The organism is Modestobacter altitudinis (assembly GCF_005930475.1).
Taxonomy (GTDB): domain Bacteria; phylum Actinomycetota; class Actinomycetes; order Mycobacteriales; family Geodermatophilaceae; genus Modestobacter; species Modestobacter altitudinis.
The window spans coordinates 20,667-33,783 of the sequence record NZ_SJEW01000056.1; the positions used below are offsets into that span (position 1 = coordinate 20,667).

At 74.8% G+C, this 13,117-nt stretch carries 14 protein-coding genes and 1 riboswitch; of the genes, 7 read left to right on the top strand and 7 right to left on the bottom strand.

Going from position 1 to position 13,117, the window contains the following annotated elements:
• Positions 1-3: 3 nt before the first annotated feature.
• The 3 genes from helR to FHL79_RS18210 all read right to left on the bottom strand — a co-directional run bounded on the left by helR (position 4) and on the right by FHL79_RS18210 (position 3,523).
• A complete protein-coding gene (gene helR, locus FHL79_RS18200; RefSeq protein WP_138759990.1) occupies positions 4-2,154 on the bottom strand; it encodes an RNA polymerase recycling motor ATPase HelR in 2,151 nt (716 codons plus the stop codon).
• Between the two features lie 128 nt (positions 2,155-2,282).
• Positions 2,283-2,630 (bottom strand): STAS domain-containing protein, encoded by a 348-nt coding sequence (locus FHL79_RS18205; protein ID WP_138759991.1) that lies wholly within the window; start codon positions 2,628-2,630, stop codon positions 2,283-2,285.
• 83 nt (positions 2,631-2,713) lie between these two features.
• Positions 2,714-3,523 (bottom strand): ArsR/SmtB family transcription factor, encoded by an 810-nt coding sequence (locus FHL79_RS18210; RefSeq protein WP_218938509.1) that lies wholly within the window; start codon positions 3,521-3,523, stop codon positions 2,714-2,716.
• A gap of 65 nt (positions 3,524-3,588) precedes the next feature.
• Here FHL79_RS18210 and FHL79_RS18215 point away from each other — a divergent pair, with 65 nt between their 5' ends.
• On the top strand, positions 3,589-4,467 hold the full coding sequence (locus tag FHL79_RS18215; RefSeq protein WP_138759993.1) for a patatin-like phospholipase family protein: 879 nt from the start codon (positions 3,589-3,591) through the stop codon (positions 4,465-4,467).
• An 87-nt stretch (positions 4,468-4,554) separates the two neighbouring features.
• Here FHL79_RS18215 and FHL79_RS18220 read toward each other — a convergent pair whose 3' ends face one another.
• From FHL79_RS18220 to FHL79_RS18230, 3 genes are all read right to left on the bottom strand, one after another.
• Entirely contained in the window at positions 4,555-4,869 is a 315-nt protein-coding gene (locus tag FHL79_RS18220) for a DMT family transporter (RefSeq protein WP_138759994.1), read from the bottom strand.
• Positions 4,870-4,879: 10 nt separating this feature from the next.
• Positions 4,880-4,944, bottom strand: a riboswitch (guanidine-III (ykkC-III) riboswitch).
• Between the two features lie 58 nt (positions 4,945-5,002).
• Positions 5,003-6,298, bottom strand: a complete 1,296-nt coding sequence (locus tag FHL79_RS18225; protein ID WP_138759995.1) for a M18 family aminopeptidase — start codon at positions 6,296-6,298, stop codon at positions 5,003-5,005.
• Between the two features lie 65 nt (positions 6,299-6,363).
• Positions 6,364-6,555: a hypothetical protein gene (locus tag FHL79_RS18230; protein ID WP_138759996.1), complete on the bottom strand. Its 192-nt coding sequence runs from the start codon at positions 6,553-6,555 to the stop codon at positions 6,364-6,366.
• A 151-nt stretch (positions 6,556-6,706) separates the two neighbouring features.
• Here FHL79_RS18230 and FHL79_RS18235 point away from each other — a divergent pair, with 151 nt between their 5' ends.
• From FHL79_RS18235 to FHL79_RS18255, 5 genes are read left to right on the top strand one after another with little or no spacing between them, the layout of a single operon-like run.
• A complete protein-coding gene (locus FHL79_RS18235; protein WP_138759997.1) occupies positions 6,707-7,753 on the top strand; it encodes an NAD(P)-dependent alcohol dehydrogenase in 1,047 nt (348 codons plus the stop codon).
• Positions 7,754-7,804: 51 nt separating this feature from the next.
• Positions 7,805-8,074 carry a hypothetical protein gene (locus FHL79_RS18240; RefSeq protein WP_138759998.1) on the top strand — a complete coding sequence of 90 codons (270 nt, stop codon included), beginning with the start codon at positions 7,805-7,807 and terminating at the stop codon, positions 8,072-8,074.
• Between the two features lie 39 nt (positions 8,075-8,113).
• Positions 8,114-9,004, top strand: a complete 891-nt coding sequence (locus FHL79_RS18245) for an AAA family ATPase (protein ID WP_281283881.1) — start codon at positions 8,114-8,116, stop codon at positions 9,002-9,004.
• Positions 8,994-10,196 (top strand): vWA domain-containing protein, encoded by a 1,203-nt coding sequence (locus tag FHL79_RS18250; RefSeq protein ID WP_246080945.1) that lies wholly within the window; start codon positions 8,994-8,996, stop codon positions 10,194-10,196. The genes FHL79_RS18245 and FHL79_RS18250 overlap by 11 nt, the downstream gene beginning before the upstream one ends.
• Complete coding sequence (locus FHL79_RS18255) at positions 10,196-11,317, top strand: XdhC family protein (RefSeq protein WP_138760000.1); 1,122 nt, start codon at positions 10,196-10,198, stop codon at positions 11,315-11,317. Before FHL79_RS18250 ends, FHL79_RS18255 begins: the two co-directional genes overlap by 1 nt.
• Before the next feature lie 25 nt (positions 11,318-11,342).
• Here the strand turns inward: FHL79_RS18255 and FHL79_RS18260 are convergent, their stop codons facing one another.
• On the bottom strand, positions 11,343-12,734 hold the full coding sequence (locus FHL79_RS18260) for a M20 family metallopeptidase (protein ID WP_138760001.1): 1,392 nt from the start codon (positions 12,732-12,734) through the stop codon (positions 11,343-11,345).
• A gap of 87 nt (positions 12,735-12,821) precedes the next feature.
• On the opposite strand from FHL79_RS18260, the gene FHL79_RS18265 reads away from it, so the two are divergent.
• Positions 12,822-13,088, top strand: a complete 267-nt coding sequence (locus FHL79_RS18265) for a helix-turn-helix domain-containing protein (protein WP_138760002.1) — start codon at positions 12,822-12,824, stop codon at positions 13,086-13,088.
• Positions 13,089-13,117: the final 29 nt, after the last annotated feature.

Sequence of the window (13,117 nt, forward strand, 5' to 3'; positions counted from 1 at the left end):
GTCTCAGCCACCGGTGAGGACGACGAGCCGCTGGGTCGCCCGGGTCATCGCCACGTAGCGGTCGACCGCCCCCTCGATGCCCGCGCCGAACTCCGCCGGGTCGACGAGCACGACCAGGTCGAACTCCAGGCCCTTCGCCAGCTCCGGGGTCAGCGACCGGACCCGCGCGGACGCCGGGAACGTCGGGTCGCCGATGACGCAGGCGACCCCCTCGTGCGGCTCGGCCAGCCAGCCGTCGAGCACCGGCCCCAGCTGGGCGAGGGACCCGTGCAGGACGGGGACGCCGGTGCTGCGGATGGAGGTCGGCACGTTGGCGTCCGGCAGTGCGGCCCGGATGACCGGCTCCGCCTCGGCCATGACCTCCTCCGGCGTCCGGTAGTTGATGGTCAGCGAGGCCAGCTCGACCCGGTCGAGCCCGATCCGCTGCAGCCGTTCCTGCCACGACTCGGGGAAGCCGTGCCGGGCCTGGGCGCGGTCGCCGACGACGGTGAAGCTGCGCGACGGGCAGCGGAGCAGCAGCATCTGCCACTCCGCGTCGGTCAGCTCCTGCGCCTCGTCCACGACGACGTGCGCGAAGGGTCCGGCCAGCCGGTCGGGGTCGGCGCGGGGCACCACGTCGGGGTCGACCAGGGCGTCGCGGAGGTCCTGGTGGCGCAGGGTCGTCATCAGCAGCAGCTCGGAGTCGTCGGTCGCGATCAGCTCGTCGATGACGTCGGCCATCCGGTCGCGCTCGGCGGCGACGGCCGCCGCGCGCCGCCGCCTGCGCCGGGACGCCTCCGGGTCGCCGAGCCGCTGCCGGGCGGCGTCCAGCAGCGGCAGGTCGGACACCGTCCAGCCGTGCGGGTCCGGGCGCTGCAGTGCCCGGACCTCCTCGGGGCTGAGCCAGGGTGCGCAATGGCGCAGGTAGGCGGGCACCGACCACAGGTCCCCGACCAGGTCGGTCGCCTCGAGCAGCGGCCACGCGCGGTCGACGGCGGCGACGAGCTCACCGCTGCGCGCCAGCGACGCGCGGAGCTGCTCGGGCGCGACGTCGTCGTCCCCGAGCTGGTCGACGAGGACGGCGACCAGCTCGTCCTCGACCCGGTCCCGGGCCTCGTTGTGCGGGGTGCCGGGGTCCGGCGCCGCGAACGCCTCGGCCCAGTCGTCGGCGCTCAGTCGGACCTCGGACCAGTCGGTGCCGATCGTCGTCCCGCGGCGGGGTGGTTCCTCGTGGAACCGGACGGCTGCCTCGATCGCCTGGACCAGGCGGGCCGAGGACTTCAGCCGGGCCACCTCCGGGTCCGTCTCGACCGTCGCCGTGGCGCCCTCGGGCACCAGGTCGCGCAGCGTGCAGGTCTGCACCCCCTCCTCCCCGAGGCTCGGGAGGACGTCGGAGACGTAGGCCAGGTAGGGCTGGTGCGGGCCGACGAACAGCACACCTCCCCGGCCGGGGCCCAGGCGCGGGTCGGCGTAGAGCAGGTAGGCGGTGCGGTGCAGAGCGACGACGGTCTTGCCCGTCCCCGGCCCGCCGTCGACAACGAGGGCGCCGGCCGAACCGGCGCGGATCACCGCGTCCTGGTCGGCCTGGATGGTGCCCAGCACGTCGCGCATCCGGGCCGAGCGGCTGCTGCCGAGGCTGGCGATGAAGGCCGACTCGTCGTCCAGCGCGACCTGCTGCCGAAGCCCGTCGGAGGTGAACACCTCGTCCCAGTAGTCGGTGACCCGACCGCGGGTCCAGCGGTACCGGCGGCGGCTGGCCAGCCCCATGGGATCGGCGTGGGTCGCGCCGAAGAACGGCTCGGCCGCGGGGGAGCGCCAGTCGACCAGGAGCCGGCGGCCGGCACCGTCGGTGAGGCCGAGGCGGCCGACGTACACGGGCTCAGGGTCCTCGGCGCCGACCATGCGCCCGAGGCACAGGTCCAGCCCGAAGCGCCGCAGGGCGCGCAGCCGGGCGGCCAGCCGGTGGACCTCCAGGTCCCGGTCCAGCGCCGCCTGCCCGGTGCCTCCAGGTGCCTTCCGTTCGGCAGCGAGCCGGTCGGAGAGCTCGGCGATGGACTGGGCAAGGCTCGCCGCGATGGCTGCGAAGTGCTGCTCGTCGGTGGCGGTCAGCGCCGGGTCGGCCTTGGCGGTGAGGTGGTCGGGCAGGTCGAAGGCACTGGTGGTCAGGGTGGTCACGTCCGCGGCTCCCGCCTGTCGTGACCCACGTCTGCGCAGGTCATGGGCCAGGTGCGCGAGTGTGCGGCCCGACCGGGGGCTTGCCGCAAGCCCCCCGCTGCGCTGTACGTTGAGGTGGCGGGAGAGATCTAGGGCCGAGCGTCGATGACGCTGAGGACGCCGGCCAGGCCGGTGATCTGCAGCGGGCGCAGGACGGCCCGGGCGGTGCCGCAGCGCATCCGCAGCACCTGGCCGGCGCGCTGTGCCGTCCGGTGCGCGGAGGCGAGGACGGTCAGGCCGGCCGAGTCCAGGAACGTGACACCGCAGAGGTCCAGCTCGACCACGCGCACGTCCGGGTGGTCCAGCACCTCCGCCAGGCAACCGCCGAGGACGGGCGCGCTGAGGGTGTCGAGATCACCGACGACGGTGACGGTGCACCGGCCGTCCATCGTGCCGACCCGGACGTCGAGGTCGCCGGTGCCGAGCGGTGTGGACATGGCGACCTCCGTTCGTCCCGGGCTGACGGTTCAGCGGTTTACGTCGTAAACCGTACCGCCTGGCAGCCCGGGACGGGGGTCGGTCAGTCGTGGTGTGCCATCTCCTCGGTCCGGGGTTCGGCAGAGAACTCCCACGGTGCCTGCGGGAGCACCCGGCCGGTCTCCAGCAGCGACTTGAGGTTGGCCAGCACGGCCGGCCAGCCGGTGGCCACCGCGGCGGTGTCCGCGGCGGTCGGCAGGTCCCGGTGCTGCACGGTGAGCCGGACGACGTCCTGGTGGCGGTCGATGGTGAAGGTGACCGTCGACGGCGTTCCTGACCGCTGCTCGTCCGACCCGGGGAAGGTGAGGACCAGCCGCTGCGGCGGGACGGACTCGACGACCGTGCCGACGACGTCGGCGATGCCCGACCCGTCGGTGCGCACGTGCTGCCACGTCGAGCCGGGCTGCCAGTCGGACTCGTTGCGGTGGCCCCAGTAGGAGGCGGTCAGGTCGGCGTCGGTCAGCGCCTGCCAGACCCGCTCGGGGGTGGCGGCGATGTAGGTGACGTAGACGAACGTGGGCTGGTCGGTCATCTCGGGCTCCTCTGCTGCATGGCAGACAGCGCTCAGGACGCGCAGTCGTGGGGTCTCGAACTTGTCGATCCACCGCTCCTGGACCTCGTGCAGCGGCACGACGTTCAGGTAGTGCAACTTCTCCCGGCCGTGCCAGACGGTGCTGACCAAGTTCGCCGCCTCGAGGACGGCCAGGTGCTGCGAGGCCGACTGGCGGGCCATGGCCAGCTCGCCGCAGAGCTCGCCCAGGCTCTGGCCGTTGCGGTCGTGCAACCGGTCGAGGAGGGCGCGGCGGGTCGGGTCGGCGAGCGCCTTGAAGACCAGGGTCAGGTCGCCGTCCACGGGGTCAATCATGCAGGCGTTCGCCTGCATGTCAAGGTCCGGAGCCACGGCCTACCGTTCGGCTCGTGACTCACCCGGTCCCTGACCCCGTCCCGGCCGGCACCGCGCTGGTCCTCGCCGGCGGCGGGGTCGCCGGCATCGCCTGGGAGCTCGGCGTGCTGCGCGGCATCGCCGACGCGGACCCGGCGCTCGCCGGCCGGCTGCTGGCGGCCGACCTGGTGGTCGGCACGTCGGCCGGGTCGTCGGTCGCGGCGCAGATCACCAGCGGGGTGGACCTCGACGAGCTGTACGAGGCCCAGCTGCGGCCGGAGACCGCGGAGATCGAGGTCGACGTCGACCTGCCGGCGCTGTTCGCCGACATGGGCGCGGTGATGGCCGGCGCCGTCGACGCGGCGGACGCCGGCCGCCGGATGGGCGCGCTCGCGCTGGCCGCTCCGAGCGTGGACCCGGCCCGCCGCCGGGCGGCGATCGCCGCCCGGCTGCCGGTGCCGGACTGGCCGGACCGGCGGGTGCTGCTGCCGGCGGTCGACACCGGGTCCGGCGAGGTCGCCGTCTTCACTCGCGACTCCGGTGTGCCGCTGGTCGACGCGGTCGCGGCCAGCTGCGCGGTGCCCGGCGTGTGGCCACCGGTCGCGATCGACGGGCGGCGGTACATGGACGGCGGCACGCGGTCGATGACCAACGCCGACCTCGCCGCGGGGGCAGAGCGGGTGCTGGTCGTGGTGCCGGCGCTCGAGGACGCCCCGCAGCTGTGGGGCCGCAGCCTGGCCGAGGAGATCGCGGACCTGGCGCCGGCCGCGGTCGCGGTGGTGCACGCCGACCAGGCCTCGGTCGAGGCCTTCGGCAGCAACGCGCTGTCGCCGGCGACCCGGGCCGCCGCGGCGCGGGCCGGCCGGGCGGTCGGTGCCGCCGCCGCTGCCCGGCTGGCGGCGCTGCTGGGCTGAGCACCTCACCCCTGGGCGTGATGCCACCGCGTCGTCCGCGGCGCCGAGTTCACGCCGGAGGCGACGCCCGTCGGCGTCTGACCCCGGTCAGTGGGTGAGCTTGAGCCCGACGACGCAGCCGACGATGCCGACCAGCAGGAGCACCCGGACGGCGCTGAGCGGCTCTTGCCCGGTCCACATGGCGTAGCCGGCGGTCAGGGCGGCGCCGATGCCGACCCAGACGGCGTACGCGGTGCCGACGGGCAGGCTGCGCATGGCGAAGGCCAGGCCGCCCATGCTCGCGGCCAGGGCGACGCCGAACACGATGGTCGGGGCGAGACGGGTGAACCCCTCGGAACGGCCGAGGGCGGTGGCCCAGACGGCCTCGAGGACGCCGGACAGGACGAGGACCAGCCAGTACACGGGATCTCCTGGGACGCCGTCTTGTCGCTGTCCGGGTACGGCGTACTCGTCCGGGAGACCGATCCCGGTCCCACGACCACCATGTCACGTCCCGCGCCCGCCGGCTGGTGACCCCGCGCACCGGCCCGGCGGGTCAGTCGGCGAAGCAGGCGGTGAGCGCGCCGACCATCAGCGGCACGTCGAGCGCCGAGGCGAGCTCCCGGCAGGAGTGCATCGCCAGCATGGGCGCGCCGACGTCCACGGTCGGGATGCCCAGCCGGGTGGCGGTCAGCGGGCCGATGGTGCTGCCCGAGGGCAGGTCGGCCCGGGTCACGAACCACTGCACCGGCACCCCCGCCTCGCCGCACCGCTCGGCGAACCACCCGCTGGACGCCGCGTCGGTGGCGTACGCCTGGTTGGCGTTCACCTTCAGCACCGGGCCGCCGCCGAGTCGCGGCTGGTGCGCCGGCTCGTGCCGGTCGTACCGGGTCGGGTGGACGGCGTGGGCCATGTCCGCCGACACCAGCCGGGACTGCGCCAGTGCCCGGGGCAGCGCCTGCGGGTCGCCGGCGTCGGTGATCGCGACCAGCCGGCGGACGACGTCGGTCAGGAAGCTGCCGCGCGCTCCGGACATCGAGCCGCTGCCCACCTCCTCGTGGTCGTTGCAGACCAGCACCTGGGTGCGCGGGCCGGCCGGCGCCCCGATCAGCGCCGTCAGGCCGGAGTGGCAGCAGGCCTGGTCGTCCAGCCGCGGTGCGGCGACCCAGGTGCCGTCGGCCCCGGCGGGAGCCGCGGGCTGGGTGTCGGCGAGCACCAGGTCGTGGCCGACGACCTCCCCGGCCGCCACCCCGGCCGCGTCGGCCAGCGCCTCGGCCAGCCCCGGCTCGGAGCCCAGGTCACCGGACCACACCGGCACCAGTTCCCGCTGCGGGTCCAGCTTGAGCCCGTCCCGGACGCCGCGGTCGAGGTGGATGGCGAGCGAGGGCAGCCGCAGCGGGGCGCCGGGCAGCCGCACCAGCGCGACCGACCCGCCGCGCAGCGCCACCCGACCGGCGACGGTCAGCTCCCGGTCCAGCCAGGTGTGCCACAGGCCGCCGCCGTAGGGCTCGACGCCGACCAGCCGGTAGCCGGCCTGCCGCACGTCGGAGTGCGGCCGCACCTTGAACGTGGGGGAGTCGGTGTGCGCGCCGACCAGCCGCATGCCGGCGTCGGCCAGCGGTGCGCTGCCCACCCGGAACGCGATCAGGCTGCCGTGCCGGACGACGAAGTGCGCGCCGCCGGGCACCAACGACCAGGGGTCCGGCTCCGCCAGCTCGGTGAACCCGGCCGCGCGCAGCCGCCGGGCCAGCTCGGCCACCGCGTGGAACGGCGACGGCGAGGCGTCGACGAAGCCCCGCAGGTCATCGCCCAGGGCGAGCTCGTCGGTCGGCGTGGTCTCCGGCGTCGGCATGCCGCCATCCTGCCCAACAGGCGAGCGCAGCCGGCGGCGGGCGTGTCGGGCCTGGGCTGCGGTCGTCAGGACGGCGGCGGACCGATCACCGCACTTCCGCACCCGACCACCCCGGTGCCGACGCCGGCGTCCGCGCCGTCCTGGGGGTGGTCGGGGCAGCCCTTCGCGGCCAGCCGGGTGAGTCCGGGCTCGGCCTGCACGCTCACGCAGTCCACCAGCACGCCCTCGATCGAGGACCGGCCCGACAACCGCTGCATGGCACGACCGTAGGCAGGGGGTACGACAGTTCCGGGCCGTCCACAGCCCCGTGTTCCCGACCCGGGGAAGGCTCGTTCGGGTCCGTGGGTTGTCGGGGAGAACGGGCCGCCGGCAGTGCGCAGGCCCGAGGAACCCCAGGAGATCCCCCACGTGCTGACCGTCAACGCCCGCTCCACCTCCGGCACCGGTGCGCCCTTCGTGGCGACGACCATCGAGCGCCGCGACCTGGGCCCGCACGACGTGCTCATCGACATCGCCTACGCCGGCATCTGCCACTCCGACATCCACACCGCTCGCGGGGAGTGGGGCGACACCCTCTTCCCGCTCGTCCCCGGCCACGAGATCGCCGGTGTCGTCTCCGCCGTCGGCTCCGAGGTCACCCGGTTCGCGGTCGGTGACCGGGCCGGCGTCGGGTGCATGGTCGACTCCTGCCGGGAGTGCGAGCCCTGCCTGGCCGGCGAGGAGCAGTACTGCCAGGTGGGCAACATCGGCACCTACGACGCGATCGGCCGGGACGGCCGGCCCACCGACGGCGGCTACAGCGAGAAGATCGTCGTCGACGAGGCCTACACGCTGCGCATCCCCGAGGGCATCGCCCTCGACGTCGCCGCCCCGCTGCTGTGCGCCGGCATCACGCTCTACTCGCCGCTGCGCCACTGGGGTGCCGGCCCGGGCAAGAACGTCGCCATCGTCGGCCTCGGCGGGCTCGGCCACATGGGCGTGCGGATCGCCAAGGCGCTGGGTGCCGAGGTCACCGTGCTGAGCCAGTCGCTGAAGAAGCAGGAGGACGGGCTCCGGCTGGGCGCCGACCACTACTCCGCCACGTCGGACCCGGAGACGTTCCAGGCCCTGGCCGGCCGCTTCGACCTGATCGTCTCCACCATCTCGGCGTCGGTCGACATGGGTGCCTACCTCGGCCTGCTGAAGCTCGACGGCGCGCTGGTCAACGTGGGCCTGCCGGAGGAGCCGCTGCAGGTGCCGGCGTTCCCGCTGCTCGAGGGCCGGCGCAGCCTCTCCGGTTCGATGATCGGTGGCATCCGGGAGACCCAGGAGATGCTGGACTTCTGCGCCGAGCACGGGTTGGGCGCCGAGGTCGAGGTCATCTCCGCCGACCAGATCGACGAGGCCTACGACCGGGTGGTCGCCAGCGACGTCCGGTACCGCTTCGTGATCGACATCGCCACGATGGCCGGCTGAGCTCGGGTCGGGCTGGCGTTTCAACGGGCTGGTCCGGGTAGGGCGGAGGACATGGCCGACGACGACATCGAGATCGACGCACAGGGCGAGAACTCCTACCTGGTGGTGCAGCCCAGCGAGCTGGAGGACGTCCGCACCTTCGTCACGGTGACCCCCGAGGTCATGGACCGGCTGGGCACCGACGACGAGGAGGACGTCGTCCGGCGCACCGTGCTGTTCCTCCGCAAGCACCAGGAGGTGGCCGACTTCCCGGAGTTCCTCGACCTCGAGGACGTGATCGCCGGCTACGACGACTACCTCGAGGCGATGGCCACCGACTGACGGCGCGCGGGCGACCCCGGGGGTGGGATGCTGCTCGACGTGAGCCAGCCCACCCTCCCCGCTGACCCTGCCGCACTCGGTACCGCGCTGGAGGCCACCGGCTACCTGCCCGACGAGGGCCTGGCCACCGCGGCGTACCTGGCGCTGGTGATGCACCGCCCGCTGTTCCTGGAGGGCGAGGCCGGGGTCGGCAAGACGGCGCTGGCCCGGGCGCTGGCCGAGGTCACCGGCCGGCCCCTGTACCGGCTGCAGTGCTACGAGGGGCTGGAGGCCAGCCACGCCCTCTACGACTGGGACTTCGGTCGCCAGTTGCTGCACCTGCGCGCCGCCGAGGCCGCGCACGCCGCCGGCGACCCGGCAGAGCTGGAGGCCGGGCTGTACGACCGGCGGTTCCTGCTGGCCCGTCCCCTGCTGCAGGCGCTGGAGGACTCGCCGTCGGTGCTGCTCGTCGACGAGGTGGACCGGGCCGACGACGAGTTCGAGGCGTTCCTGCTCGAGGTGCTCAGCGACTTCACCATCTCCATCCCGGAGCTGGGCACCGTGCGGGCCGAGACGCCGCCGCTGGTCGTCCTGACCTCCAACCGGACCCGCGAGGTGCACGACGCGCTCAAGCGGCGGTGCCTCTACCACTGGCTGGAGCACCCCGACTTCGAGCGCGAGGTGGCGATCCTCCGGCGCCGGCTGCCCGACGTCACCGATGCCCTGGCCCGGCAGGTGGCCCGGGCGACCGCCAAGCTGCGCAGCCTCGACCTGCTCAAGCCCCCCGGCGTCGCGGAGGCGATGGACTGGGCGAGCGCGCTGCACGCCCTCGGCGCCCGCGAGCTGGACCCCGACACGGCGGCCCGCACCCTCGGCGCGGTGCTCAAGTACCGCGAGGACACCGACCGCGTGCACGCCCTGACCCGGGGGGCGCTGTTCGGTGGCTCCTGAGCACGGGCCCGCGGGCAACGGCACCCGCGACGTCGTCACGACCGTCCTCGGGTTCGCCCGCACCCTCCGGCACGCCGGCGTCGCCGCCTCCCCCGACCGGGTGGAGGCGATGCTCGCCGCGGCCGCGCACCTCGACGTCCTGGACCCGACCGCCGTCTACTGGGCCGGCCGGCTGACGCTGTGCGGCAGCCCGGACGACCTCGAGCGCTACGACGCCGCCTTCGCCGCGTACTTCGGTGGGGAGGCGCCGCGGCCGCGGCGGTCGGCCGGCGCCGAGCAGCCCCGGGTGGCGCAGTCCGCGCCGCTGGGAACCGGTGAGGGCAGCGAGGAGGGTGGCGAGCCGAGTGACCTCGCCACCCGGGCCAGCGGCGAGGAGGTGCTCCGGCACCGGGACGTCGCCGAGCTGACCGTCGCCGAGCGCGAGGAGCTGCGCCGGCTGTTCGCGCTGCTGGTCCCGGCCGCCCCGATGCGCGCCTCCCGGCGGCGCAGCCCGTCGCAGCACGGCTCGATCCACCGGGCCCGCACCGTGCGGCGGGCGCTGCGCGACGGCGGCGAGGTGACCCGGCTCGTGCACCACCGCGCCCGGCCCCGTCCGCGGCGGGTGGTGCTGCTGATCGACGTCTCCGGCTCGATGAGCCCCTACGCCGACGCGCTGCTCCGCTTCGCGCACGCCGCCGTGCGGGCCCGCCCGGCGAGCACCGAGGTCTTCACCATCGGCACCCGGCTGACCCGGGTGACCCGCGAGCTGCGGCTGCGCGACCCCGACCGGGCGCTGGCGGCCAGCGGCTCGGCGATCCCCGACTGGTCCGGCGGGACCCGGATCGGTGAGGTGCTCAAGGCCTTCCTGGACCGCTGGGGCCAGCGCGGCACCGCCCGCGGCGCGGTCGTCGTCGTGTGCAGCGACGGCTGGGAGCGCGGTGGCGCCGAGCTGCTCGCCGAGCAGATGGCCCGGCTGCACCGGCTCGCGCACGCCGTCGTCTGGGTGAACCCGCACAAGGGCCGGTCCGGCTACGAGCCGCTCACCGCGGGGATGGTGGCGGCGCTGCCGTCCGTCGACCACTTCGTGGCCGGGCACAGCCTGGCCGCCTTCGAGCAACTGGCAGGAGTGATCGAGAGGACCCCGGGCTCCTCATCACTCGCACGCTCGCGACGAGCCTCCACCCGGGGCCGGACTACTGGAGGGACCTCCTGATGCGTGACGTTCTGGACGACCTGGTCGGCTGGTGGCAGGCGGGGGAGACCGTCGGGATGGGCACCGTGGTGGGCACCTGGCGATCGGCGCCACGCCCACCGGGCGCCTCGATGCTGGTCGGCCCGGACGGGACGGCGGTCGGCAGCGTGTCCGGCGGCTGCGTTGAGGGCGCGGTCTACGAGGAGGCCACCGACGTCGTCGCCACCGGGGAACCGACGCTCGAGCGCTACGGCGTCAGCGACGATGACGCCTTCGCCGTCGGCCTGACCTGCGGCGGGATCCTCGATGTGTACGTGGAGGCGATCTCCCGCGAGTCCTTCCCCGAGCTGGGCGAGGTGGCCGAGTCGGTGGCCGCGCACGAGCCGGTCGCCGTCGTCACCTGCGTGAAGGGCCCGGCCGACCGGCTGGGCCGGCGGATGGTGCTGTGGCCCGACCGGGCGTCGGGCTCGTTCGGCGAGCAGCACCTGGACGGCGCCGTCGCCGACGACGCCCGCGGCATGCTGGCCGCCGGCCGGACGGCGACGCTCACCTACGGGCACGACGGCGAGCGGCGCGGCGACGACATCACCGTGTTCGTCTCCTCCTTCGCCCCGCCGGCGCGGATGGTCGTGTTCGGCGCCATCGACTTCGCCGCGGCGGTCGCCCGGGTCGGGTCGTTCCTCGGCTACCGGGTCACCGTGTGCGACGCCCGCCCGGTGTTCGCCACCGCGCGCCGCTTCCCCGACGCCGACGAGGTGGTCGTGGAGTGGCCGCACCGGTACCTGCAGGCCGAGGCCGACGCCGGGCGGATCGACGAGCGCACCGTGCTCTGCGTGCTCACCCACGACCCGAAGTTCGACGTCCCGCTGCTGGAGGTCGCGCTGCGGCTGCCGGTGGCCTACGTCGGCGCGATGGGCTCCCGTCGCACGCACGACGAACGGCTGGACCGGCTGCGCGAGGCCGGCATCAAGGACGACGAGCTCGAGCGCCTCTCCTCGCCGATCGGGCTGGACCTGGGCGCCCGGACGCCGGAGGAGACCGCGGTGTCCATCGCCGCGGAGATCATCGCCGGCCGCTGGGGCGGCTCCGGCGAACGGCTCACCGGCGCCGACGGCCCCATCCACCGCACCGCCGACCGCTGAAGGGCCATGTTGGCCAACATGGCCCTCAGGGGGACGGCCAGGGGGCGGTCGGTTCGCCGAGGTCCCACCACAGGCCGGCCATGAGCTGGAGGGACTCGCGGACCAGCGCGGTCGGCAGGTGCTCGTCCGGCGCGTGCTGGGCGCAGCCGGGGTAGGAGTGCGGCACCCACACGGTCGGCAGCCCGAGCACGTGCGCGAAGGGCTCGTTGGGCAGCGACCCGCCGAGGTTGGGCAGCAGCGCCGGCACCACCCCGGTGCTGCGCTCGATCGAGGCCAGCGTCCAGGTCACCCACGGGTCCTCGGGGTCGGTCCGGGTCGCCGCCATCGTGTGCTCGACCTCGACCTGCACGGCGGCGAACCCGGCGGCGTCCAGGTGCGCGCGGAGGACCGGGGACACCCGGGCGGGGTCGGTGCCGACGACGAAGCGGAGCTGGCAGTGCGCCCGGGCGGTCGGCGGGACGGCGTTCACCGGGGCATCCGGGTCGCCGGCAGTCATCGCCAGCACCTCGAGGGTGTTCCACGCGTAGAGCCGCTCGCTGGGGGACAGCCCCGGTTCGCCCCACCCCGGGTCCAGCGCAGGGCTGTCCGGGCCCTGGTCGACGTCGATGTCGCGCAGCGCCGCGCGCACCGGCGCCGGGACGCCGTCCGGCCGCAGCCCGTCGACCAGCAGGCGGCCGCGGCCGTCGACGAGCGAGGCGAGTGCGTTGGCCAGGACGACGGCCGGGTTGACCAGCACCCCGCCCCAGTTGCCCGAGTGGTGCGCGGTCTCCCGCGCGGTGACCCGGAACGTCACGTTGACCGAGCCGCGGGTGCCGAGGAAGACCGTGGGCCGGTCGGCAGCCACCCGCGGGCCGTCGGAGCCGATCAGCAGGTCGGCGGCGAGCTCGACCCGGTGCTCCGCGCACAGCTCGGTCAGGCCGGGGGAGCCTGACTCCTCGCCCATGTCGACCAGCAGCGTGACGTCGTAGCCGAGCCGTCCACCGCGGGCGGCGATCGCCTGCTCCAGCGCGACCAGGTTGACCGTGTGCTGGCCCTTGTTGTCCGCGACGCCGCGGCCGTACCAGCGGTCGCCCTCCACGACGACCCGCCACGGGTCCAGCCCGGCGCGCCACTGCTCGGGGTGGGCCGGCTGGACGTCGCCGTGCCCGTAGGTCAGCACCCGCCGCGCAGACCCCTCCGACCGGTGCGCGACGAGGAACGGGTGCCCTGGCGAGACCCGGTTCTCCGCCACCCGGGTGGTGAAGCCCAGCCGTTGGACGTCGGGCACCAGCTCGTCGGTCAGGTAGGCCCGCAGGTCGCCGGCGCGGCCGGGGTCGGCGCTCTCGGTGCGGAAGGCGACCCGGCGCTCCAGGGTGGCGAGGAAGGCGCCGGAGTCGAAGGCGGCGGTGGCGGCGTCGAGGGCGGTCTGGCGGTCCACGGCCCCACGCTGACAGCCCGCTGCCGGAGTCGCCAACCGGGTCGGGCGGGCTGGTCGCCATGCCGTTCCTGGTATACCGTCCGAGGTATGCCGCCGCCGCGTCGGACGTCCTTTCCTGGCCTGCAGGGGATGGCCGACCGCCGCCGCGCGCTGATCGCGGAACTGGCCGAGGTGCGTCGGGTCAGCGGCGCCAGCCAGACCGAGATCGCCGCGCGCATGGGGACGTCGCAGTCCGCCGTCGCCCGGCTGGAGAGCGGCGAGTGGGACGCGCGGCTGTCCACGATCGAGCGCTACGCAGCCGCGGTGGGCTCCACCGTCGACTGGCAGGTCCGACCATCGGAGGAGTCCCCGTGAACACCGTCACCGGCACCCGACCCCCGCTC

Excerpts from the sequence above, each read along its gene's own strand:
- FHL79_RS18225 (WP_138759995.1), bottom strand. The coding sequence starts at position 6,298 with ATGCCGACGCCGGAGACCACGCCGACCGACGAGCTCGCCCTGGGCGAT.
- FHL79_RS18230 (WP_138759996.1), bottom strand. The coding sequence starts at position 6,555 with ATGCAGCGGTTGTCGGGCCGGTCCTCGATCGAGGGCGTGCTGGTGGAC.
- FHL79_RS18240 (WP_138759998.1), top strand. The coding sequence starts at position 7,805 with ATGGCCGACGACGACATCGAGATCGACGCACAGGGCGAGAACTCCTAC.
- FHL79_RS18265 (WP_138760002.1), top strand. The coding sequence starts at position 12,822 with ATGCCGCCGCCGCGTCGGACGTCCTTTCCTGGCCTGCAGGGGATGGCC.
- FHL79_RS18255 (WP_138760000.1), top strand. The coding sequence starts at position 10,196 with ATGCGTGACGTTCTGGACGACCTGGTCGGCTGGTGGCAGGCGGGGGAG.
- FHL79_RS18205 (WP_138759991.1), bottom strand. The coding sequence starts at position 2,630 with ATGTCCACACCGCTCGGCACCGGCGACCTCGACGTCCGGGTCGGCACG.